Raw genomic sequence first — 23,053 nt, forward strand, 5'->3', positions numbered from 1 at the left:
CACAACGGCCCCTGGTCAGGTTGGCGTCGCGGGGCTGGTGTCAAATGAACGAATGACGACACCACCCAATAAGAAAATCCGTGCCGCCTCCAAACCCCTCGACCCATTCGCTTCGCGCCGCGAAGACATGCGCACCGCCCGCAAGGCGCTGGTGCTGCAGGGCGGGGGTGCGCTCGGCGCCTACCAGGCCGGCGTGTATGCAGCGCTCAGCGAAACCGAACTGCAGCCGCACTGGATCGCAGGCGTTTCCATTGGCGCCATCAACGCAGCGCTGATCGCGGGCAATGCGCCCGAACGCCGGGTCGACCGGTTGCGCGAGTTCTGGCACCTGGTGTCTTCGGGCCCTTCACAGCGCCTGCCTTCATGGCTCGGCGACCGGGCAACGCAGAACCAGTACAGCGCGACGATGGCCTCGCTGCTCGGCATTCCCGGCTTCTTCGAACCTCGCTACTCGCCGGCCTTCCTGATGGGCGGCGCGGCGCCGCTGCTGAGCTACTACGACACCTCGCCGCTGAAGGCCACGCTCGAGCGGCTGGTGGACTTCGACCGCATCAATGCCTGCGAAGCGCGCTTCAGCGTGGGCGCGGTCAACGTGCGCACCGGCAACTCGGTGTACTTCGACAACACGCGCCAGCGCATCGGGCCCGAGCACATCATGGCCAGCGGCGCGCTGCCGCCGGGCTTCGCGCCGGTGAGCATCGACGGCGACGATTACTGGGACGGCGGCATCGTGTCGAACACGCCGCTGCAGTACGTGCTCGACACGCACCCGCGCTCCGAGTCGCTGGTGGTGCTCCAGGTTGACCTGTTCAATGCGCGCGGCGAGATGCCGCGCACCATGGCGGGCGTGATGGAGCGGCAGAAGGACATCACGTATTCGAGCCGCACCCGCATGAACACCGACGCGCTGGCCGCCAACATGAACCTGCAGCAGGCCATTGCCGACCTGATCTCCAAACTGCCGGCCAGCCTGCGCAACGACCCCAGCGTGCTCGCGGTGCAGTCGCAGCTCACGCACGAACCGATCGACATCTTCCACCTGATCTATCGCGACAAGCCCTACGAGCTGGAGTCGAAGGACTACGAGTTTTCGCGCGCCGCGGTGGAAGAGCATTGGGAATCGGGCGCGCGCGACATGCGCAATACGCTGGCCCATCCCGAGACCCTGCGCGCCGATGCCACGGTCAACGGCGTGACCACCTTCGACCTCGGCGAACACGGTTCGGGGCGCGTCAAGCGGCCGGGCCTGTCGCGATGACGATGAAGATGCCTCGATTCAGCCGCGGCTAAGAAACCGGCGCCAGACTGGCTGCCACTTCAACAGGAGGAATGTCCATGAACATTGAAGACGTGCGGCGAACGGCATTCGCGATGCCGCTGACCAGTCCCGCTTTTCCGCCCGGCCCGTACCGGTTCGTGCGGCGCGAATTTCTCATCGTCACCTACCGCACCGACATGGACGCTCTGCGCGCCGTGGTGCCCGAGCCGCTCGAAGTGGTCGAGCCGCTCGTGAAGTACGAATTCATCCGCATGCCCGACTCCACCGGCTTTGGCGACTACACCGAGTCGGGCCAGGTCATTCCGGTGCAACTGCGCACCGCCAGGGGCGTGGAGAAGGGCGCCTACGTGCACGCGATGTACCTCAACGACCATCCGCCCATTGCGGGCGGGCGCGAGCTCTGGGGTTTTCCGAAGAAGCTGGCCTCGCCGGTGCTCGACTACGAGACCGACGTGGTGGTCGGCACGCTCGACTATGGCAAGGTACGCGTGGCCAAGGCCACGATGGGCTTCAAGCACCGCGCGCTCGAGCCCGGGCCCATCCTCGCGGGCATCGCGCAGCCGAACTTCCTGCTGAAGATCATTCCGCACGTCGACGGCACGGCCCGCATCTGCGAGCTGGTGCGCTATCACATGGTCGACGTGACGCTGCACGGCGCGTGGGCCGGCCCGGCTTCGCTCGAACTGCATCCCCATGCGCTGGCGCCGGTGGCCGACCTGCCGGTGCGCAAGGTTGAATCTGCGGTGCACTACATCGCCGACATGACGCTGGCGCTGGGCACCGTCGAGCACGACTATCTCGCCTGATTCCTGCAGCCTCTTTCCCACCCAACCCTCATTCAAGGAACTCACCATGCAACTCAAGGACAAGGTCGCCTACATCACCGGCTCGGCCAGCGGCATCGGCAAGGAAATCGCCATCCTGTTCGCACAGGAAGGCGCGAAGATCATCATTGCCGACCTCAACAAGGAAGCGGCCGACGCTACCGCGGCCGAGCTCAAGGCCACGGGCGCGCAGGCCATCGGTGTGGCCGTCGACGTGACCAACGAAGACCAGGTCAATGCCTCGGTCGAAGAGGGCGCTGCAGCCTTCGGCGGCATCGACATCCTCATCAGCAACGCCGGCATCCAGATCGTTCACCCGGTGGAAGAATTCAGCTTCGCCGACTGGAAGAAGATGCTCGCCATTCACCTCGACGGCGCCTTTCTCACCACCAAGGCCTGCCTGAAGCACATGTACGCGCAGGGCCGCGGCGGCAGCGTGATCTACATGGGCTCGGTGCATTCGAAGGAAGCCTCTCTGCTGAAAGCGCCTTACGTGACGGCCAAGCACGGTCTCATCGGGCTGGCCAAGACTGTCGCGAAGGAAGGCGCCAAGCACAACGTGCGCGCCAACGTGATCTGCCCCGGCTTCGTGCGCACGCCACTGGTCGAGAAGCAGATTCCCGAGCAGGCCAAGACGCTGGGCATCAGCGAGCAGGAAGTCATCAAGAACGTGATGCTGAAGGAGACGGTGGACGGCGAATTCACGACCACGGAAGACGTGGCGCGCGTGGCGCTGATGTTCGCGGGTTTTCCGACGAATGCGTTGACCGGCCAGTCGCTGGTGGTGAGCCACGGCTGGTTCATGCAGTAAAGGTGTATTTCTCCCTCCCCTCCGGGGGAGGGTTGGGGTGGGGGCACGACGGCCTTCACTTCATCAAGGCGCTCGTTGGGCGCTGCCCCCATCCCAGCCTTCCCCCGGGAGGGGAAGGAGCAAGACCCCAACTTACAGCTTCAGCTCCCAGGTCTCGCCCACCTGCGGCGCGCCGTAGCCCTCGTGCGGCTCCGACTTGGTCAGCCGGAAGCCGCGCTTCGCATAGATGCCGCGCGCGGCCGACAGGCAGCTGTTGGTCCACAGCACCATCTTCCTGTAGCCCTTGCGGCGCGCGAAGGCGATGCATTCGTCCACCAGCTTGCCGCCCAGGCCCAGCCCGCGCGCGGCGGGCGCCAGGATCAGCATGCGCAGCTGCGCCACCGTGGCCGACTTGCGCACCACGAAGATCGCGCCTACGCGCTCGCCGTTGAGCTCGGCGATCCAGCAGCGCTCCCACTCGGGCTGGAACTTGAGCAGGAACTCGCTCGCGATGCCGGCCACCAGAGCCTCGAACTCGCTGTTCCAGCCGTACTCGCGCGCATAGATTTCGCCGTGCTGCTGCACCACCCAGCCGATGTCGCCGGGCGCCGGGTCGCGCAGCACGGCCGCCGGAAGCTTCGCGGGCGGCGCCTCGGAGTCGAGCAGCGACTGCATCGTGCCCATGGCCTGCACCAGCTGCTGGCGCTGGGCCGGCGCCAGCGGGGCGAGCAGGGCGGCGGCTTCTTCGCGCGATTTCTGTTGCAGCGGCGCGAATGCGGCATGGCCGGCGTCGGTCAGGCGCAACACGCTCTGGCGCGCATCGCGCGGATGCGGCTCGCGCGAAAGCCAGCCCTCGTTCTCGAAGCGGCGCAGGATGCGGCTCATGTAGCCCGCATCGAGCCCGAGGTCGCGGCCGATCTCGCTGGCGACGGCCGTTTCACGGTGCGCCAGCTCGTACAGCACGCGCACGTCGGTCAACGACATGGCGCTGCCGAGGTAAGGGTCGAGGGCACCGATGCGGCGCGTGTAGAAGCGGTTGAACTGCCGGATTGCCTTGACGGCAGCAGGGTCGACGGTTGGAGATGGGGTGGACATGATTGACATTGTCATTAAATTATTTGACTTGGGCAATCAATTGAAGGCCTTCCGGCGGCCGGGTCACAGGATGTTTGTCGCGACAGCCAAGGTGGAAAACCCTAAAATCGAGGGTTGCCCACAATGGCGCCCGCATGGCGCTGTCAACTCCCACCGATGAACGCCCCCGTCGACGTCTCCCTTTTTGCGCGCGCCGCCAAGCCGCTGACCAGCTACCGAAAGTACTGGGCGGTCCGTTTCGGCACGGCCAAGTTCCTGCCGACCTCGCGCAAGGAAATGGAAGCGCTCGGCTGGGACAGCTGCGACATCATCGTGGTCACCGGCGACGCCTACGTCGACCACCCCAGTTTCGGCATGTCGGTCATCGGCCGCATGCTGGAGGCGCAGGGCTTTCGCGTCGGCATCATCGCCCAGCCTGACTGGCAGAGCGCGGAGCCCTTCAAGGCACTGGGTAAACCGAACCTGTTCTTCGGCGTGACCGCCGGCAACATGGATTCGATGATCAACCGCTACACCGCGGACCGCAAGATCCGAAGCGATGACGCCTACACGCCCGGCGACGTCGGCGGCTCGCGCCCCGACCGCGCGGCCATCGTGTATTCGCAGCGCTGCAAGGAAGCCTGGAACGACGTGCCGATCATCCTCGGCGGCATCGAAGGTTCGCTGCGCCGCATCGCGCACTACGACTACTGGTCGGACAAGGTGCGCCGCTCGATCGTCGTCGATTCGAAGTGCGACCTGCTGCTCTACGGCAACGCCGAGCGAGCCATCGTCGAGATCGCTCATCGCCTGGCCGCCAAGGAGCCGGTGCAGCAGATCACCGACGTGCGCGGCACCGCGTTCGTGCGGCGCGAAACGCCCGAAGGCTGGTTCGAGATCAATTCCACCAGCGTCGACGAGCCCGGCCGCGTCGAGGCGCATGTCAACCCGTACCTGATGGTGTCCGACCAGGCCAAGGCCAACGGCGCCACCTGCGCGAAGGAAGACGAGGCCGAAGCCGTCGCAAAGGCGGCACAAGCTGCTGGTTCGGTCGTCAACCCCGCCATCAAGCCGCTGAACTTCGTGCCCAACCCGGCGCTGGCCGTGCGGGCAAGAATCAAGGTTCCGCCGCGCGACCATTCGGTGATCCGCCTGCCGTCGTACGAGCAAGTGCGCAGCGACCCGGTGCTCTATGCCCACGCCAACCGCGTGCTGCACCTCGAGACCAACCCCGGCAACGCCCGCGCGCTGGTGCAGGCGCACGGCGAGGGCGCCACGGCGCGCGACGTGTGGATCAACCCGCCGCCCATTCCGCTGACCACGGCGGAAATGGACCATGTGTTCGACCTGCCATACGCGCGCAGCCCGCATCCGCGCTACGCCGACGAGAACGGCAGCCACGACGGCGCGACCAAGATCCCCGCGTGGGAAATGATCCGCTTCAGCGTGAACATCATGCGCGGCTGCTTCGGCGGCTGTACCTTCTGCTCGATCACCGAGCACGAGGGCCGCATCATCCAGAGCCGCTCAGAAGACTCGATCATCAAGGAGGTCGAGGCCATCCGCGACTCGGTCAAGGGCTTCACCGGCACCATCTCCGACCTGGGCGGCCCCACGGCCAACATGTACCGCATCGGCTGCAAGTCGCCCGAGATCGAATCGGCCTGCCGCAAGCCCAGCTGCGTGTACCCGGGCATCTGCCCGAACCTCAACACCAACCACGACCCGCTCATCAAGATCTACCGCCGGGCGCGTGCGCTCAAGGGCATCAAGAAGATCCTCATCGGCTCCGGCCTGCGCTACGACCTGGCCGTGCAGTCGCCCGAGTACGTGAAGGAGCTGGTGCAGCACCACGTCGGCGGCTACCTGAAGATCGCGCCCGAGCACACCGAGCAGGGCCCGCTCACCAAGATGATGAAGCCCGGCATCGGCAGCTACGACAAGTTCAAGCAGATGTTCGAGAAGTACTCGGCCGAGGCTGGCAAGAAGCAGTACCTCATTCCGTACTTCATTGCCGCGCATCCGGGCACCAGCGACGAGGACATGATGAACCTCGCGATCTGGCTCAAGAAGAACGGCTTCCGCGCCGACCAGGTGCAAACGTTCTACCCGAGCCCGATGGCCACGGCGACGACGATGTACCACACCAACAAGAACCCGCTGCGCAAGATCACGCGCGAGAGCGAGACGGTGGACATCGTGCGCGGCGACAAGCGCCGCCGCCTGCACAAGGCCTTCCTGCGGTATCACGACGCCAACAACTGGCCGCTGCTGCGTGAGGCGCTCAAGAGCATGGGCCGCGCCGACCTGATCGGCAATGGCAAGCACCACCTCATTCCAACGTGGCAGCCGCTGACTGACGGCGGCTACACCAGCGCACGGCGCAAGAATTCGACGGCCGCACCGGCCGTGGCCAAGGCTGCGCCGGTCAAGCTGACGCCGGTGAAGCCTTCAAAGGGCCGCATCCTCACCCAACACACCGGCCTGCCGCCGCGCGACAACGGTTCGGGTCCGGCCTCGCGCAAAGCCGCCGGCCCGGTGCGTGGCAGCATCCGCAAGCCGCGCTGAGCAACCTTACAGAGCCGGCACGAGCTTGCCGACCCAGGCTCCCACGGTCGCCATGTGCGCCAGCACCGTGGTCCAATAGACCGCCATGAAGTTCGTCTTGCTCACCTTGTGGCGAAACAGCTTCTGCGCGATCCACGCGCCCGGCCAGCCCCCGATCAGCGAGAGCAGGTGCAAGGTGTTCTCCGCAGTGCGCCAGCGGCCCGCTTCAGCCGCGTTCTTGTCGAAACCGTAGACGAAGAAGGTCAGCAGGCTGAGCAGCAACAACACGCCGAGCGCGATCGGCGGGATTCGCCCAGTCCACACGCCGTAGCCGAGTAGCCCGGCGTAGCCGATCAGCAGCAGTGTCATCGGCAGCGAGGAAGAGACCGAAGAGGAAGAACGGCGTTGCGGTTGCTGCGGCCGCTGTTGTGACCGCTTCTGTTGTGCACCTGCCGCTTGAACCGCCACCGCGCGCGGCCCCTTGCCACCCACATGGATCTCCTCGAAATTCAGCCTCATGCCGATCTGCGGCGCAGCGCTTCGGTCGGTGAAGTCGCGCAGGTGCACGAACACATCGGCGGAAATTTCGGGGCAGCGGATGAAGCCGAAGCCCCGTTCCTTCTCCCATCGAACGAGTGTGCCCTGACGTTTCATCGGCGGGATTCTCGCTGTTATGCGTACTGCATCTCGCCGTTCCCGAACGACCAGTTCTCCTTCGCCACCTCGACGAGGTTGATGAACACGTCTTCGCGCCGGATGCCCAGCTGGCCGTGCAGGTCGTCGGCCACTCGCTTGTAGAAAGCCTTCTTCATCTCCGTCGTGCGACCCTGGTTCAGCGTGACCTGGATCAGCACGAAGCCCGGCGAATACACCACGCCGAGGTAGCTCGCCGGATGCACCAGCTCGTGCGCGGCGTGGCGCGTGATGACCTGGAACTTGTCGTGCTCCGGCACGTTGATGGTGTCCCGCATGGCCTGGTAGACGACATCGCCGATGGCTGGGCCCAGGGCTTCGGGGCTGTTGTTGGAAAGCTCGATCCGAACGAGTGGCATGTGCTGTTCCTCGAAAGAAGTGTGGGGGCCTAAGATACGCGACATGGCTCAGCACCGTTCTCCTCCCTCCGCGACCCGCAGCTGACGCGCGCTTTTCAAGCGCCGCGCTCAGGCCCGCAAGTGGTCGCCGCCGTTCGTGCCCCTTGGGCCGGCCGGTGGCTCGGATGGTCACGCCCGCTCCCCGAATCCGATCCCGAACCGATCGGCCATGGCGGGCGTCATGGAGAAAGAACTTTCACAATGAACGCAAGAACGTCTGCCGCCCTGGCCTGGGGCGGCGTGCTGCTGGCCGGCGCCCTGTGGGGCGCGGGTGCGCTGGTGGCGCAATTCCTTATTGATGGCGGCATCGCGCCGCAGAGCCTGTCGCTGGCGCGCTTCGCCCTCGGGCTGCCGCTGCTCTGGTGGCTGCATTGGCGCACGCCCGCGATGCCCGGTGCCGGCTGGGCCGATCTGAGCAGCCGGGAGCGCCTGCAGATGCTGGCCACCGGCGCGGCCATGGCGCTCAACGTGAGCTGCTGGTTCGTAGGCATCGTGCATCTGGGGGCGGCGCTGCCGACCGTCATTTCGATCTGCTGCGCGCCGGTGATCGTCGCGCTGGTATCGGTGCTGCGAGGCTATGAGCACCTCGGCCGCAGGCTGATCGCAGGGCTGCTGCTCGCGTTGGCGGGCGTGCTGCTGCTGGTGATGCCCACCGGAGGATGGGGCCCGCTGGCGCCGGGGCACGCGGCCGGCGTGGCCTGGTCGCTGGGCTCGGCCTTCTGCTATGCGATGGTGGTGCTGGGCAACGCGCGCATGCCTGCGCGGGTGCCCGCCGTCAGGGCTTCGGCCTGGGGCATGACGGTGGCGGCGCTGTGCATGCTCGCTGTCGCGTGGCCCTCCGGCATCACCTGGCCGGTCGGGGCCGCGCAATGGCTGGGCGTGGGCTACACGGGCGTGGTGACGACCTCGGTCGCCTACCTGGCCTTCGCATGGGGCGCGCGGCGCCTGTCGCCGACTGCGGCGGTGGTCGGCACGCTGATCGAGCCGCTGGTGGCCGCCTTGCTGGCCGCGGCGTTGCTCGCGCAGCCGATGACGCCGCGCCAGTGGGGCGGAGCCTTGCTGCTGGGAGGTGCGATGCTGCTGTTGGTGCGGCGCAGCAAGCCCTTGTTGTCCGATTGAATCGTCCGATTCAAGGCAAGGGCGGGGCACTCCGCTGTATGGTGTGGTCCATGAGCAGTTTTCCCTCCCTGCCGGCTTCATGGACGCGCACCCTGGCCGGAGCGCTGCTGCTCGCGGCCTCGCTGCAGGCGCTTGCCGCCGCACCGGAAAACTCTTCCGCCCAGGCGCTGCGCGCCACGTACCAACGCTTGAGCGACAAACTCGACCACAGCAGTTTCGGGCGCCCCGTGCAGCTCGATTCCATGGAGACGCCCGACGGCCTGCAGGGCGATGTCTACGCCGTGGTCGAGCATCCGCTGTCGGCGATCAGCGCAACGCTCAAGGGGCCGGCCCACTGGTGCGGCGTGCTGACCCTGCACATCAACAACCGTCGCTGCCGCACGGCCAGCGGCCCGCAAGTCGGCGAAATGCTCATGCTCTACGTGGTGCGTCGCTACGACAAGCCGATCGACCAGGCCTTCGAGCTGCCGTTCGTCTACCGGGTCACCAGTGCCACGCCCGAGTACATGTCGGTCGAGCTCACGGCCGAGAGCGGTCCGCTGGGCACCAGCAATTACCGTGTCACGTTGCAGGCCGTGGCGCTTGACGAGCGCAAGAGCTTCCTGCATTTCAGCTACAGCTACGACCACAACGCGATGGTGCGGCTGGGCACCATGGCCTACTTGGCGACTTTCGGCAGCGACAAGGTCGGCTTCACCGTGGTGGGCAAGACGCCGGAAGGGCAGCCCGAGTACATCCGCGGCCTGCGCGGGTTGGTGGAGCGCAACGCGATGCGCTACTTCCTGACGCTCGACGCCTACCTCGCCGCGCCGGGCCCCGACCAGGCCGAGCGCCGTCAGCGCCGCTGGTTCGCGGCGGTGGAGCAGTACCCGCGGCAGCTGCACGAAGTGGACCTCGCCACCTACCTCGCGCTCAAGCGCGAGGACAGGCAGCGCGACGGGCCGGCGCGCTGAATCAGCCGGCCAGCGTGAGCAGTGGCACGTCGCGCGTGCGACTCATGGCTTCGAGTTCGGCGCGCGTGCGGGCCGCGAGCCAGGCGGCCAGCGCCTCGTGCGTGGCCGGCGTCGTCATATCGCGCGAGGCGATTCCCGCGGCCTCGCAGAGCCGCGCCGCGAAATGCGGCTCCAACGCGGCCACCGCCACGCGGCCGTCGGCGCAAGAGTAGACGCGGTAGCCGGCATGCGCGCCGCCGACCGTGCCCGAGGGCTGCGTCAGGCCCCAGGTGCGGGGCAGGGCGAGCCAGTCGGCCGAGGCGTTCAGCGCCACTTCGAAATACGCGCCGCCGGCCTTGCGGGACCGCCGCAGCACGGCCTTCAGCACCGCCTCGCTCGCGAGCAGGGCGCCGCCCATGTCGGCATAGAGCGTCGGCGGCAGCTCTATGCCGGTGACGAGCCCGCTTTCGGCGAGGTAGGTCAGGTCGTGGCCCGGCTCCTCGGCGCGCTCGCCCGGCGCGCCGACGATGGCCACCTGCGACAGCGCGGGGTAGCGCGCATGCAGCGTGGCCCAGTCGAGCTTCAGCTTGCCGAGCGCGGAAGGGCGGAACGAGGTGAGCAGCACATCGGTCGTCGCGAGTTCGGCGTGCAGCTGCTGCTGCCCGGCCTCGGTCTTGAGATCGACGGCGCGGATCTCGATGCCCGCATGCAGCGCGGCATAGGCGGGCCGGTTGTATAGCCCCATCGGATCGCCGCCCGGCGGCTCCAGCTTGAGGCAGGTGGCGCCCATTTCACGGCAGCGCAGCAGCGCGGCGGGGCCGGGGAGGTTGAGCGCGAGGCTCACGACGCGCACGCCCTCGAGCGGCGTGGCATGGTCGTTGGCGGGGCTGGCTGAACTCGGCATCGGCGTCTTGTCTCCGGGAAACTTGTTCCGCGCATTCTCACCCCCCGGCCCGAAGCTACTTTCCGCAAGCCGCCGCCGCGTCTCGCGCGTAGCATCCGCAGGTGGCAGCCACTACCTCGCCGCTGCCTCAACGACAAGGAGATGAACCATGTTTGAAGCTTCCCTCATGAGCGGCCGGCGCATCCTCGTGACCGGCGGCGGCACGGGCCTTGGCCGCGCGATGGCCGAGCATTTCCTGAGCCTGGGCGCCGACGTCGCCATCTGCGGCCGGCGCCAGTCGGTCTGCGACGAGACCGCGGCCGAGTGGCGACAGCAGTTCCCGGACAGGCGCATCGACACCTTCGGCGTCGACATCCGCATCGCGCAGCAGGTCGACGAGATGGTCGAGAGCCTGTTCCAGAGCGGTGGCCTCACGGGGCTCGTCAACAACGCGGCGGGCAACTTCGTCTCGCCGACCGAGAACCTCTCGCCGCGCGCCTTCGACGCCATCGCCAACATCGTGTTCCATGGCAGCTTCTACGTGACGCAGGCGGTGGGCAAGCGTTGGGTGGCGCAGGCCAAGTCGGGCGAGTGGAAGCCGGGCGATGTCTTCCGCAGCGTGATGAGCATCATCGTCACCTGGGTGGACAACGGCAGTCCCTACGTCGTGCCCTCGGCAATGAGCAAGGCCGGCATCGAGGTCATGACCAAGTCGCTGGCGGTGGAGTGGGCGCGGCACGGCATCCGGCTGAACGCCGTCGGCCCCGGCGAGATTCCGACCGAGGGTATGAGCAAGCGCCTGAACCCCGGCGAGGAGCCCGGCGCGCGCAGCAAGCAGAGCAATCCGATGGCGCGCACCGGCCGCATGAGCGAGCTGCAGAACCTCGCGTCCTTCCTGATGGCACCTGGCCAGTGCGACTGGCTCACGGGGCAGAGCATCATGATGGACGGCGGCAACGCGCTGGCCACCGGCGGCAACTTCTATGAGCTGCGCCAGTGGAGCGACGCCGACTGGCTGGCCGCGCGCGAACGCATCGAGGCGCAGAACCAGAAGGACAAGGCGCAGCGCTGATGCATTGCCCGTGGGGCGGGGTTCGACCCGCTCAGTCCGCGATGTCCGCGCCGCGCTCGGCCAGCAGGCTGCGCAGCACGGAGCGGTGGCAATGCGATTCGTCCTCGCAGTAGCAGCCCACCGAAAGCGAAGTGCTGTGCGACAGCGCGGCGAGCAGGTCGAGGCTGCGGCTCGCGTCCGACTCGGCCATCTCGGCCTTGAACTTGCGTACGAAGGCGTTCCACTGCGCGGGCGATTCCGCCTTCTGGGCTTCCTGCGCCTGTTTCATCGTCTCGACGGAGGGCGCGAGGTTCGGGTACCACACGTCGTACCAGTTCTGCGAGGCGAATTCGGTCTTCGGAACGCCGCGCGGCGAGCGGCGTACGGTGCCTACGCGCAGGCCTTCGTCGGGCGCGCGCGGGGTGCCGAGGCGGACGATGCGGATGCTCATGGTGGGTTCCCCTTTTCTCTGTTTGTCTCAGGTGCCGACGATACCGCCGTCGCGCCGGCGAATCGCCAGCGTCGCGGAGCGCGGCCGCGCGCTGCCCGGTGCGGGGCCGTCGGGCCAGGCGCTGTTGGGCTTCGTGTCGCCGTCATCACGAGCTTCGCCCGGATGCTGGATGTTGACGAACAGCGTGCGCCGGTCGGGCGTGACCACGCAGCCCGTGATCTCGCAGCCGTTCGGCCCGGTGAGAAAGCGCTTGATGCGGCCCGAGGCCGGGTCGGCGCACAGCATCTGGTTGTTGCCCAGGGAGGTGTAGGGCGGCTTGCCCAGCACTTGGCCGCTCAGGTCGGTCTGGATCCACAGCAGGCCGCCCTTGTCGAAGTGCAGGCCGTCGGGGGCGCCGAACATGTCGGCCTCGTTCGATGGATAGCGCGCGCCGCTGCCGGACTGCGCGGGATCGCCCGCGAGCGCGAAATGGTCCCAGGCGAAGCTGGTGCTGGCGGCGTCGCTGCCATCTTCGCGCCAGCGCAGGATGCCGCCGAACAGGTTGTTGGCGCGCGGGTTGGCCGCGTCGGGGCCGGGCTTGCCGGCGTCGCCACGCTGGCTGTTGTTGGTGAGGGTGACGTAGACCTCGCCCGACTGCGGGTGCACGGCGATCCATTCGGGGCGGTCCATCTTCGTGCCGCCGACGATATCGCCCGCCAGCCGCGCATGGATCAGCACCTCGGCCTGGTCGGCGAAGCCGCCGGCCGCATTCAGGCCGTCGCGGCCATGCACGAGTTCGAGCCAGCGGCCGCGGCCACCGGTGTCGTAGCGCGCCACGTAGAGCGTGCCATCGTCGAGCAGGTGGCGGTTGGCTGCGCGCGCGGCGGCGTCGGTGCCGGGGCGCACCTTCTCTCGGCTGATGAACTTGTAGATGTATTCGAAGCGCGAGTCGTCGCCCATGTAGACGACCAGCCGGCCGTCTCTGGCGACGGTGCAGGTGGCGCTCTCCTGCCGCTTGCGGCCGAGCGCGGTGCGCTTGATGGGCGTGGCCGTTGGGTCGAAAGGATCGATCTCGACCACCCACCCAAAGCGGTGCGGCTCGTTCGGATGCCGGCTCAGGTCGAAGCGCTCGTCGTGGCGCCAGTACTCCACCCATTGCGAGCCTGCCACCGTGCCGTAGCGGCGCTGGGCGACCGTCGCGTCCTGGGCGGCCTCCTTCGGACCGCCGAAGTAGCCATGGAAGTTTTCCTCGCACGTGAGGTAGGTGCCCCACGGCGTGACGCCCATGGCGCAGTTGGCAAAAGTGCCGAACACCGCGTCGCCTGCCGGGTTGGCGGCGGTGCGCATCAGCGGCGTGCCCGCGGCCGGACCCGTGATGCGCATCGGCGTGTTGCCGTGCACGCGGCGCGCGAAGGGCGAGGGCTGCACCTGCTGCCAGCCCTGCGTGCCGAGCCGGATCTCGATCACCGAGACGCCCATGGCATGCAGCGACTTGCGCACCTTCTCGGCGGTCCATGCCTTCACGCCGTCGGTGTGCAGCAACTGCTCGTCGGTGTATTCGTGATTCATCACCAGCAGGCCGCGGTCGCCATTCGCGTCGAGCGCGAAGAAGTGCATGCCGTCGTGGTGCATGCCGGCCTGCACGGCCTGGTCGTTGGCACTGTTGCCGGCGTCTGGCGCGAAGGCCGGCATTTGGCCCGCGATGCCGGTGGGCGTGCCCCAGGGGTAGAGCAGTTGCCATTCGTACCCGGGCGGAACCACGACGCCATCGTGCAATGAGGCCGGCACGCCGGTAAAGCCCAGCACGTCGCCATGTGGCGCGGACGGGGAAGGCGCGGCGCAGCCCTGGTCGAACAGCGCTACCACGGCGGCGGCCGAACCCGATTGAATGAGAAAGCGGCGGCGGTCCAGAGGCATGGCAGAAGGTGTTGTGCAGGCGACAGGCGCCATCATCGCCGAGTGCCATGCCCGGCGATACTGGCGCAGAACCCATCCCGGAGACATCGAATGACCGACCGCATCGAATCGACCCGACACGCCGACGGTGTGGTGGAACTGCAGCTCGCTCGCGCCGACAAGATGAACGCACTCGACCCCGCGATGTTCGACGCACTCATCGAAGCCGGCGAGGCGCTGCGTGACGACAAGGCGGTGCGTGCCGTGGTGATCTCGGGCCGCGGCAAGGCCTTCTGCGCGGGGCTGGACATGGCGTCTTTCGAACGCATGCAGCAGGGCGCGGGCTCCGATGTGCTGGGCGAGGGTGCGGCCGGCGCCGACCTGCTGGTGCGCACGCATGGCATCTCGAACGCCGCGCAGCAGGTGGCGATGGTCTGGCGCGAGGTGCCGGTGCCGGTCATTGCGGCCGTGCATGGCGTGGCCTTCGGCGGTGGGCTGCAGGTGGCACTCGGCGCGGACATCCGCATCGTGGCGCCCGACACCAAGCTCTCGGTGATGGAAATCAAATGGGGCCTGGTGCCCGACATGGCCGGCATGGTGCTGATGCGCGAACTCGCCCGCAGCGACGTGGTGCGCGAACTCACCTTCACGGGCCGCATCTTCTCGGGCGAGGAGGCCCTTAGCATCGGCTTCGCCACCCGCGTTGCGGCCGATCCGCTGGCCGAGGCGCTGCAGATGGCGCACGAGATCGCAGGCAAGAGCCCCGACGCCATCCGCGCCGGCAAGCGGTTGCTCAATGCGTCGGCCTCGCACAGTGCAGCCGAACTGCTGATGGCCGAATCGGTCGAGCAGAAGGCACTGATCGGCAACCCGAACCAGCTTGAGGCCGTGAAGGCCAACATCGAGCGGCGCATGCCGCAATTCAGCGCTCCGGCCTGATCCACAACTGGCTTGCGGCCCTGACCCTGGTGCAGGGGCTGTCCCCAGTGTGCCGCGCCTGCCGTCGCCGTGGCGGCCTTCAAGTCGCACCCAACCAGCCCAAAACACGCGAAGAGCTCTTCCGGGCGTCTTTATGTAAGAATAAAGTAGTTGTTTTAAAGAGAGAAGAAGAGGGAATGGAGGCAGTTTGTGTGCAGAAGGTCACGTCTTCCCCTCTGATGGCTTCCACAAAGAGTGGATGCTGGCAGCGCACTAATTAACAATCGAACGCTTTGCTTAGCGACGGCGATCCTGCATGTCGACGACCACGTTTTTTTGCAACCTCAGCGTGCCCATCCTGGTGGGCGAGGATCGCTACAAGTACATCCCCATCGTGGGGGTCTTCCGCAGCATTCCATTCGATCAAGTCGATGAATGGGTAATGCACCCCGACGGCGGGCCCCGCAGCGACCGCGAATTGGCGGCCGAAGTTCTTGTCGAGATCCGCAAGCCACTCGGTTCGAGTGGACGCACAGCGCCGCACGCTTTCGATGTGGGAGACATCCTGCAGCTCGACCGCGCCGCCGCGATTGTGGTGTCCACCTTCCTTGCGGCGCTTCCGCGCGTCTGACGCCTCTGTGTCGGCCCCGGGACGCCTATCGCTTGCCGCGCGCGTCCACCGGCCAGATGGCGACCAGCGTGCCGCCTTCGACCACGTGATACGCGTCATGAAGGTTGACCGTCGGATCGCAATGCGGCGTAACGAACTCCACGCGCGCGCCCAGCGCGGGCCGCTGTGCCTGCGAGCCCTGGGGCGGCATCAGCTTGCCGTGCTCGTCGCCGAAGAAGGCATAGCGGCTCGCAGCGTCGACGCCTTTGGCCACCAGCGGCACGCCGCTGTCGGTCGAGAAGCACTTGGTGCCGCCATCCACCGTCACCCAGCCGGTCGCATTCGTGCTGACCACTGCCGTCTGCACGAACAGCGAGACCTCGAAGGGCGACGGCTGCCCGTCGCTGGCGAGCACCTGCGTGTACTCGGCATCCATGAACACATACGAGCCTGCCTGCAGTTCGGTGAACGCGTTCTCCTGCGAATCCAGATCGTGGGTGCCGGTGCCTGCGCCGGTCACGATGTCGAAGTGCAGGCCCTGCCGCTTCGCCGCCGCGACAATGGCCGCCACCGTTTCGCGCAGGCCGGCCGCCGCCGCGCTGCGCTCGTCGCGCGACACGATGTGCTGCAGGTTGCCCGCATAGGACTGCAGCCCGCGCAGCCGCAGGCGCGGCTCGGCGGCCACGAGCGCCGCGAGTTCGAGCACCTTCGCCTGCGTGGCTGCGCCGGTGCGGTTGTAGCCCGCGCCGTAGTCCACCAGCACGTCGAGCGGGTGTGTGAGTTCGCTCGCGGCACGCGCCAGATCGGCCAGGTTCTGCGGGTTGTCGACCACTACCATCACGTCGCCCGGGCGCGCACGCTGCGCCAGCCTGACGAGCCGCGAGATCTTGCTCGGCGTGACGGCGGGCGAGGTAATGAGCACGCCCGGAATGCCGCCCTGGACCATCACCTCCGCCTCGCCCAGCGTGACGCAGCTCACGCCGATGGCGCCCGCCGCAACCTGGCGCCGCGCGATCTCGACCGACTTGTGCGTCTTCACGTGCGGGCGCAGGTTGATGCCGCGCGCCTTGGCGAAGGCGGCCATGCGTTCGATGTTGCGCGTCATTGCGGGCAGGTCGATCAGCAGGGCGGGCGTGTCGAGCAGGTGGCGGCCACCGGGAACGCCGATCAGCGGCGCGTTGACTTGCAGCAGGTCTTGGGGCATCGAGAAAAGCCTTTGAAGGGGAGAGGGCGCGAAAAATGAGCCAGTGTTTCGCGCGCGAATGATCGCACCGAATGCCTGCCTGGCGCAGGACGCCAGAGACGGAAATGTCCTTACGCCGGATGCGATCGGCTGTGATGTGGGGGGCGACGCAACGCCAGCCACCACAGCAGCGCGGCATTGACTGCCCAGCTGCCTGCCAGCAGCATCAGCGCCGTGTTCGCCACGCCGGGTGACAGGTCCAGCGTCAGCAGGCTCAGCGACCATGGCAGTCCGCCCACGACGGCGGCGAGCAGGCCCGCTTCGCTCTCGGGCGCGGCGACGCAGGCCAGGGTGCACGCGGCGCCGGTGACCGTGTAGATCAGTGCGGCGACGCGCCATCCGACGCGCGCGGGCGGCCGTGAATTTGCAGTGGGCATGCCTCGAGCATCGCCGATTCCGCATCAAGCTGCGAAGGCTTGTTGCGCGAAGGGGCGTAGTTTTCTGCCGTGCTCGGCGGCTTCTTCGGCTTGTCACTTGAGCGTTCCACCATCTGAACATCCCGCGGCTGTCAGCGAGGAGCGGCCTTGGCTGACACGCCCTGCGAAGCGGGACCGTGAGATTGGACTTGCCAGGGAGTCTGCGCAGGTTCGCGCGGACTTTGCAGCGTGCTCCCCGGCCGGATCGACAACAAGACAGGGATTCACATGGTCGAGTATTTCCGAGTAGGTCTTCCCTACATTCGAATGCGCTTCAAGGTGCCGGCGCGGCGCGGCAGCAGGGTCGAACTCGATGGGCGTTTCGGGATCATTTCCGGTGCGAGCGGCGAGTATCTGCTGGTGAAATTCGACGGCGAATCCGCAGCAGCCGTCGTCCACCCCGTCGAGCTCAATTACGTGGAGGCGGGAGAGGCGATCGAACCCGCGCCGCCGTCGATTCCGGAGGGTGCAGAGAACGCGCTCTGACAGGCCCTGGCGAGGGTTAATCCCCGAGATTTTTGTCTGCGGCAGGGCTATCTTGCCTGCGCGACCAGCTGCTGGCGAGCCGTGCCTGCCTACGCGCAATGGCTGGCGATCGTGGCCGATTCAACGAGGATGTGTGCCAAAGTCGGGTATGAGCTCCAGACACCATAGCTGCGAAAACACATAGTGTTTCGCCGGCCATCCATCATCTTCCGGACGACGGCTTTCGTGGCCGTGGTTTGCCTCACCCTCGTGGCGCTCGACTGCTGGAACAGCTGGCACTCGCGCATGGTCCTGCTGCGGCAGATGAGCGTCGCGGCGTCGAATCTCGCGCGCGCAATGGCGCAGCAGGCGGAAGACACCATCAAGCAGGCCGATACGGCGCTGGTCGGCATCGTCGAGCGCATCGAACATGACGGCGCGGAGCCGGCGACCATCGAACGGCTTCGCAAGGTGCTTGCCTTGCAGGTAGCCGAACTCCCCCAGCTCGATGCGATTCACGTCTATGACAAGGACGGAAATTGGGTCGCAAATTCCAGGCAGACGCCGTCGCAGAATCTGAACCTGAACAATGCGAGCCGAGAGTACTTTCTATTTCATCGAGAGCACGAGGAGCGGGGGCCGCACATCGGCATTCCGGTGCAAAGCCGAACCAACGGAAAGCTGCTCGTTCCCGTCTCCCGGCGCATCAACAATGCGGATGGCAGCTTCGCCGGCGTGGCGCTCGCGACGATCGATATCGACTTCTTCATGAAGTTCTACGACAGCCTCGACATAGGCCGCGCCGGCGCGGTCGCGCTGGTCCTCGAAACCGGGACGATGATGACGCGCCGGCCGTACAGCGCCGACATGGTCGGACGGAACATGCTGGAAACCGGGCTCTTCCGCGCATACGTTGCACAAGGTCCGACAGGAACGGCCGAAGTCTTGTCAGCGCAGGACGGCGTCACGCGCCTGAACAGCTTTCGGCGTCTCGACAACTATCCGCTGTTCGTTGCTGCGGCACTTTCGAAGGATGAGATCCTGGCCGCATGGTGGCAGGACACGCTCTGGCATACGGCAGGCATCATTCTCATGACGTCGATCGTCGGCTTCGTCGGATGGCGGCTGGTGAAGCAGATGGAACTGCGAAACAAGAGCGAGGCCGAACTGCGGCGGGCGCGCGACGCGCTGGAAACGCTCAACAAGACCTTGAATACGCTCGCCATGGAGGACGGTCTCACCGGATTGGCAAATCGCCGCCAGTTCGACGTGACGCTCGACAGCGAATTCAGCCGGGCCATGCGCGATGCGAGCACCCTGGCGCTCATCATGATCGATGTCGATTGCTTCAAGCAGTACAACGACATCTATGGACATGCGGCCGGCGACGAGTGCCTGCAGACGATCAGCCGCACGATCGCCAGCCTCGCTTCGCGCCGTCCGGGAGACCTCGCGGCCCGCTACGGCGGAGAGGAACTCGCAGTGCTGCTGCCGCATACCGATGTGGCTGGCGCCGTCATCCTGGCGGAAAGAATCCGCAGCGCGGTTCGCGACCTGGAAATCGTGCACGCCGGTACGCCCGACGGTTTCGTGACGCTGAGTGCCGGTGTCGAGGCGCTCAGCCCTGCGGTCACCAAGGGCCCGCCGAAGGCGTTGATCCAGGCAGCCGACAAGGCGCTGTACGAGGCCAAGATGGGGGGGCGGAACCGCGTTTGCACGACGATGCGAAAGGCGGCCTGAGGGGCCCTTGATCGCGCGAATTCCCCCAGGAGGTATTCCTCACGGTCCTTCGCTCGACTTCCTGCAGGTGGTCGTGGCCAAGATTCAGTTCTTCGGCTCCGGCGCTCCTGCCCACGGCAGGCGCTTTGTCATGAGCGGTAGCAGGAGCGGCGGGGCGTTTGTCTCGGTGGAGAAGGTGCGGACCGCTCATGTGCGCGTGCAGCGCAGCTTCTACAGTGAATTCACGGCGGAACGTTTTGTCCCCAAACGGCAAGCTCTCCCTTTCTTGCCGCGGTGACCTCCTACGAAAGCTGTATTGCGCGAGGCGAAGCCTCGGGATTTACTGGCGCCCCAAAAACGCCGAGGAGAACATCGATGGGAAAGTCCACATATCACAAAGCAACGGTGACTTTGAAGCTGCCGTTCAAGATCGCCCCCGATGCAGAACTGATAGCACTCCGAGACGCCGGCATCCCAGTCGACGATCTGGGCGTCGCGGCGTCAGGTTTTCTGTACATGAGGACAACCAGCGACTACCGTTCCCACATCTTTCGATGGTTCGCAGGAAGGCGGGACGGGCGCCCATGAAAAAGCCGTACCCGTTCACCCGAAGTGGGTCCTCTTGGTGCCTTGTGGGGCTTCGTGGAGCATTAAATTGGCCCCGGAGGGGATCGAATCTTCTGTTGGTAGGTGCATGAACACTTGGTTTCCTGCGCTTGGTCCCTGGAAGTACCGACAGAAATACCGGCGAATCCATCTGCCTTGACGGATGTGGCTGATTTTCCACAAGCAATGTTCTGGAGATGTTGATCGGCGGACCTCTGACTCAGTGGGGTTGGCGGCTCACAGCCAGATGCGGCACTTCACCGGTGAGCGGCACACGCCACCGTTGATCAAGGCAGAGCAATTGAATCGCCCCGACGCCATTTCCAACGGCTCAAAGGTGTCTAGGGAAGTCATGCACAGCCCAACTGGCGGATCGTCGCCCCGGTGCGCTTCCCCAGCTTGACGTAGAGCTCGACGGCCCGTACTCGATCTTCGTATGAATACATGAACTACCTCCAAAGGTAGTCCAAGAAATCCGCCGCACCCCCCAACACGCGCTCCATGCTCGACACCGTCTGTATAGCGATTCCCAAGCGCTCTGGCGCTCGCTCCTGTGTGGGAATGACTAGCGCTGCAGCGGTTAGCGATCGCCCGATTCACGGAACCCATGTATCGCCGCTGCGGTTCGTATGCCGCTGCTTGTTGCATCAGCGCAATGACAAAAAATACCTCGTGGGTCCCAAGTCTTTTCATCCCGTGGTGCTTGCTGCACGTAGCTTCAGTAAAGCGTAAACCTCGTCGATTGTTGGCGTAACGATTTGCGCGACATCTCGCATGCTCGTAAACGATTCGAGGATTGGGGCGTACTCAAGTGGTCGACCATTTTCAAGATCCTGCAGCATGGACATCTTGTGATTGGGCGCCGAGAGCGGGGCCGACATCCGCTCTTCGATGGACAGCGGCACGGTGCCGCCGAGCGCAGACGCGACGGCGTCTGCCTCGTCCATCATGCGCCGGGCGAGCAAATGAACGCTGGGATCCCGGGCGAGGGTCCCCCAGGTCGCCATGGTCAAAACCGCCAATGGGTTCCAACAAAGGCTGCTGATCATCTTGTGCCAGATCCAACTGCGTATGTCGGAGACCACCGGCGATTCGAAGCCTGCCCGCGACATGACCTCGGACAACCGCGCAGCGCGAATGGATCTCGTGCCATCGGGCTCGCCGATGGGAAGTCGCGCATAGCTGCCGGTTTGTCGAACGACGCCTGGTCCCGGGCTCTCTGCAGCAACGCGAAACACACAGCCCAGGACCCGTGTCGGGCCGATGGCATTCCACTGTGCCTGGCCGGGGTCGATGGTTTCGAGATGACGATCTCGGTGGGGTCCGGAAAGTTCGTGAAAATACCAGAAGGGAATGGTCGTGGTCGGAGGGATGACTACTGTCTCCGGACCAATCAACTCGGCGATACCGCCCAGCGATGGCGTGAATTGCTGCGATTTCACTGTCACGAACACGTAGTCCTGAACACCAAGCTCCCGAGGATCCCCAGTGACCGCAACGGCGACGCGTTCACAAGATGTGCAGTCGACGATCTGCAAACCGTTGCGTCGAATTGCATCGAGCGTGGCACCACGAGCGACGACGCTCACGTCGACGCCCTTCACCCGGGCAAGACGGGCCGCGATCAAGCCACCGATGGCGCCGGCGCCGAAGACACAAATCTTCATCGTGCGGTCCTTGGCTCAGGACGGCGCGAGATGCCGCATGAGTTCGCTCACGCGAGGGATCTGCTCCAGCATGAGAGCGGCGTCGGCTGCCTGGTGCCGTTGTTCGTAGCCCAGCCATCGCGATGCGTTATGGCTGAACTTCTCTCGCAGCTCTTCGTCCGTCAGTTCGAATCCCGGGCGTGGAGTACCGCGTGCGAACGATGCTTTTGCCACATGGGTGTGCCCGTCCACCGTGACTTCGATGCTGCCCAGGATCATCAGCTTGTCAGCCAATGGTTTGCTGGTGTAGTCGGGATGGACCTCGCAGGTTACCCGCTGCATGAAGTCGCGCACCGATGGCGAAGACATCGCTTCGTGCTCCTGCCATTCGACGCCGATGGGAATCCCGTGAGCGGCCATGGCGATGCTGTAGGCCGCGCTGAACTGTGCGTCGATGGCGTTGCGGACATCCTTGTTCTGCAGGTGGGGCTTCTCGCTGTATGCGGACGCGCAAATCCTGACTTTCTCGATCTGATCCGCGGTCCAGTGATGTTCCGCAAGCAACTGGTAGAGGAGATCGAGCGCCGTGTGAACCACTCGACAGCTCGGGTATGGCTTGTATTGCTGTTCGAGCAGCGCCCATTCATCGCCGAGACCCGGCAGGACCTTCTCGGGCATCCACACCTCCGAACCCGTGAAGCGCCAGAAGCCACTGGGCCCATCGAAAAGGGTGGTATCTCCCTCATAACCAGCCTCCGCCAGCAAGGCCGAGACGATCGCGCCCGTGCTCTGCCAGCCCGCTGTACCGTACTTGGACATCGGCGCGGGCAGGCTGTATGAAAGCTTCGAATGCGTCGGAACCTGTGTATGGTGACCAGCCAGCCCCAAGGCGTGGGCCATGCGGGCAGGGTCGAGCGCCATCAGCCGACCCACGCCGGCCGCCGCGCCCAGGTTGTAGCGGGATCCCCCGTAGGGGTCGGTCCAGCGATAGCTTTGATGTCCCTGTTCATCGCGCACCGTCTGGACCATTGGCGACATGCCGCGCGTGACACGCATCGCGATCTCGGTGCCCACCGCCAATGCGAGGATGAGATCCTTGCCTGAGGCATCCTGCGCTTCTGCCATGGCGAGAATGGCTGGAACGACATAGGGGGCGACATGGCCTCCTGGAATGAACAAGGCATCGTAGTCCAATGCGTTGATCAGTTCGCCGTTGGCGAGAGCAGCATTCGATGCGGAGACCTTTCCGTGTGCCCCGAGGATGGTCGCTTCGGGGCGTCCCCCCAGTCGCAGTGAAACATCGGTGCACAGCCGCCCTTTGTCGATGGCCTGGGCTGCGATCGCGACTCCGATCGAATCGAGCAGCATCCGCTTTGTTTCTCGTACGACGGTCTGCGGTAGATCCTCGAAGCGGATCTTGCTCGCAAAGCTCGCGAAAGTATTCATGACTTCAGACATTGTCAGCTCCTGGATCCGTGATGTCCCGTTGCAGCCCCGTGCCGGTGGCATCCGGC

The 23,053-nt window shown here is 65.7% G+C and carries 22 protein-coding genes; 12 read left to right on the forward strand and 10 right to left on the reverse strand.

What is annotated here, in order from left to right; all coding sequences use genetic code 11:
* Positions 1-127: 127 nt before the first annotated feature.
* The 3 genes from ASC92_RS26190 to ASC92_RS26200 all read left to right on the forward strand — a co-directional run bounded on the left by ASC92_RS26190 (position 128) and on the right by ASC92_RS26200 (position 2,914).
* A complete protein-coding gene (locus ASC92_RS26190; protein ID WP_414820434.1) occupies positions 128-1,258 on the forward strand; it encodes a patatin-like phospholipase family protein in 1,131 nt (376 codons plus the stop codon).
* A gap of 77 nt (positions 1,259-1,335) precedes the next feature.
* Positions 1,336-2,085 carry an acetoacetate decarboxylase gene (locus ASC92_RS26195; RefSeq protein WP_056521773.1) on the forward strand — a complete coding sequence of 250 codons (750 nt, stop codon included), beginning with the start codon at positions 1,336-1,338 and terminating at the stop codon, positions 2,083-2,085.
* A gap of 46 nt (positions 2,086-2,131) precedes the next feature.
* The gene (locus ASC92_RS26200; protein WP_056521776.1) at positions 2,132-2,914 is read left to right on the forward strand and encodes a 3-hydroxybutyrate dehydrogenase; all 783 of its coding nucleotides are present in this window, start codon (positions 2,132-2,134) and stop codon (positions 2,912-2,914) included.
* 132 nt (positions 2,915-3,046) lie between these two features.
* On the opposite strand, the gene ASC92_RS26205 is transcribed toward ASC92_RS26200, so the two are convergent.
* On the reverse strand, positions 3,047-3,997 hold the full coding sequence (locus tag ASC92_RS26205) for a helix-turn-helix domain-containing GNAT family N-acetyltransferase (protein ID WP_235506019.1): 951 nt from the start codon (positions 3,995-3,997) through the stop codon (positions 3,047-3,049).
* A 147-nt stretch (positions 3,998-4,144) separates the two neighbouring features.
* Between ASC92_RS26205 and ASC92_RS26210 the strand changes: the two genes are divergently transcribed.
* Positions 4,145-6,535, forward strand: a complete 2,391-nt coding sequence (locus ASC92_RS26210; RefSeq protein WP_056521782.1) for a YgiQ family radical SAM protein — start codon at positions 4,145-4,147, stop codon at positions 6,533-6,535.
* A gap of 6 nt (positions 6,536-6,541) precedes the next feature.
* Here the strand turns inward: ASC92_RS26210 and ASC92_RS26215 are convergent, their stop codons facing one another.
* Both ASC92_RS26215 and ASC92_RS26220 read right to left on the reverse strand, forming a co-directional pair.
* Complete coding sequence (locus tag ASC92_RS26215; protein WP_056521785.1) at positions 6,542-7,168, reverse strand: DUF1294 domain-containing protein; 627 nt, start codon at positions 7,166-7,168, stop codon at positions 6,542-6,544.
* 17 nt (positions 7,169-7,185) lie between these two features.
* The gene (locus tag ASC92_RS26220) at positions 7,186-7,566 is read right to left on the reverse strand and encodes a tautomerase family protein (RefSeq protein ID WP_056521787.1); all 381 of its coding nucleotides are present in this window, start codon (positions 7,564-7,566) and stop codon (positions 7,186-7,188) included.
* A 240-nt stretch (positions 7,567-7,806) separates the two neighbouring features.
* Here ASC92_RS26220 and ASC92_RS26225 point away from each other — a divergent pair, with 240 nt between their 5' ends.
* Positions 7,807-8,724 (forward strand): DMT family transporter, encoded by a 918-nt coding sequence (locus ASC92_RS26225; RefSeq protein WP_056521790.1) that lies wholly within the window; start codon positions 7,807-7,809, stop codon positions 8,722-8,724.
* A gap of 50 nt (positions 8,725-8,774) precedes the next feature.
* Positions 8,775-9,677, forward strand: a complete 903-nt coding sequence (locus ASC92_RS26230; RefSeq protein ID WP_056521793.1) for a hypothetical protein — start codon at positions 8,775-8,777, stop codon at positions 9,675-9,677.
* A gap of 1 nt (position 9,678) precedes the next feature.
* On the opposite strand, the gene ASC92_RS26235 is transcribed toward ASC92_RS26230, so the two are convergent.
* Positions 9,679-10,560, reverse strand: a complete 882-nt coding sequence (locus tag ASC92_RS26235) for a CoA transferase (protein ID WP_056521794.1) — start codon at positions 10,558-10,560, stop codon at positions 9,679-9,681.
* A gap of 148 nt (positions 10,561-10,708) precedes the next feature.
* On the opposite strand from ASC92_RS26235, the gene ASC92_RS26240 reads away from it, so the two are divergent.
* Positions 10,709-11,611 carry an SDR family oxidoreductase gene (locus ASC92_RS26240; RefSeq protein ID WP_056521797.1) on the forward strand — a complete coding sequence of 301 codons (903 nt, stop codon included), beginning with the start codon at positions 10,709-10,711 and terminating at the stop codon, positions 11,609-11,611.
* 31 nt (positions 11,612-11,642) lie between these two features.
* On the opposite strand, the gene ASC92_RS26245 is transcribed toward ASC92_RS26240, so the two are convergent.
* On the reverse strand, positions 11,643-12,041 hold the full coding sequence (locus tag ASC92_RS26245; protein ID WP_056521800.1) for a DUF488 domain-containing protein: 399 nt from the start codon (positions 12,039-12,041) through the stop codon (positions 11,643-11,645).
* A gap of 27 nt (positions 12,042-12,068) precedes the next feature.
* A complete protein-coding gene (locus tag ASC92_RS26250; RefSeq protein ID WP_056521804.1) occupies positions 12,069-13,937 on the reverse strand; it encodes a PhoX family protein in 1,869 nt (622 codons plus the stop codon).
* 90 nt (positions 13,938-14,027) lie between these two features.
* Here ASC92_RS26250 and ASC92_RS26255 point away from each other — a divergent pair, with 90 nt between their 5' ends.
* Together ASC92_RS26255 and ASC92_RS26260 are read left to right on the forward strand one after the other, a co-directional pair.
* A complete protein-coding gene (locus ASC92_RS26255) occupies positions 14,028-14,855 on the forward strand; it encodes a crotonase/enoyl-CoA hydratase family protein (protein WP_056521808.1) in 828 nt (275 codons plus the stop codon).
* A 295-nt stretch (positions 14,856-15,150) separates the two neighbouring features.
* The gene (locus tag ASC92_RS26260) at positions 15,151-15,465 is read left to right on the forward strand and encodes a hypothetical protein (protein WP_056521810.1); all 315 of its coding nucleotides are present in this window, start codon (positions 15,151-15,153) and stop codon (positions 15,463-15,465) included.
* 25 nt (positions 15,466-15,490) lie between these two features.
* Here ASC92_RS26260 and ASC92_RS26265 read toward each other — a convergent pair whose 3' ends face one another.
* Entirely contained in the window at positions 15,491-16,648 is a 1,158-nt protein-coding gene (locus tag ASC92_RS26265) for a DSD1 family PLP-dependent enzyme (RefSeq protein WP_056521813.1), read from the reverse strand.
* A 110-nt stretch (positions 16,649-16,758) separates the two neighbouring features.
* A complete protein-coding gene (locus ASC92_RS26270; protein ID WP_056521816.1) occupies positions 16,759-17,064 on the reverse strand; it encodes a hypothetical protein in 306 nt (101 codons plus the stop codon).
* Positions 17,065-17,331: 267 nt separating this feature from the next.
* On the opposite strand from ASC92_RS26270, the gene ASC92_RS26275 reads away from it, so the two are divergent.
* The 3 genes from ASC92_RS26275 (at position 17,332) to ASC92_RS26285 (ending at position 19,585) form a co-directional block, all read left to right on the forward strand.
* Positions 17,332-17,589, forward strand: coding sequence for a hypothetical protein (locus tag ASC92_RS26275; protein WP_056521818.1), 258 nt, complete (start codon positions 17,332-17,334; stop codon positions 17,587-17,589).
* A 183-nt stretch (positions 17,590-17,772) separates the two neighbouring features.
* Positions 17,773-19,308, forward strand: a complete 1,536-nt coding sequence (locus ASC92_RS26280) for a sensor domain-containing diguanylate cyclase (RefSeq protein ID WP_056521821.1) — start codon at positions 17,773-17,775, stop codon at positions 19,306-19,308.
* 7 nt (positions 19,309-19,315) lie between these two features.
* Positions 19,316-19,585: a hypothetical protein gene (locus ASC92_RS26285; protein WP_056521824.1), complete on the forward strand. Its 270-nt coding sequence runs from the start codon at positions 19,316-19,318 to the stop codon at positions 19,583-19,585.
* Positions 19,586-20,582: 997 nt separating this feature from the next.
* Here ASC92_RS26285 and ASC92_RS26290 read toward each other — a convergent pair.
* Positions 20,583-21,560: a 2-dehydropantoate 2-reductase gene (locus ASC92_RS26290; protein ID WP_056521827.1), complete on the reverse strand. Its 978-nt coding sequence runs from the start codon at positions 21,558-21,560 to the stop codon at positions 20,583-20,585.
* A gap of 15 nt (positions 21,561-21,575) precedes the next feature.
* Positions 21,576-22,997 carry an MmgE/PrpD family protein gene (locus tag ASC92_RS26295; RefSeq protein WP_056521829.1) on the reverse strand — a complete coding sequence of 474 codons (1,422 nt, stop codon included), beginning with the start codon at positions 22,995-22,997 and terminating at the stop codon, positions 21,576-21,578.
* Positions 22,998-23,053 lie beyond the last annotated feature (56 nt).

The organism is Variovorax sp. Root411 (assembly GCF_001425205.1).
GTDB lineage: Bacteria > Pseudomonadota > Gammaproteobacteria > Burkholderiales > Burkholderiaceae_C > Variovorax.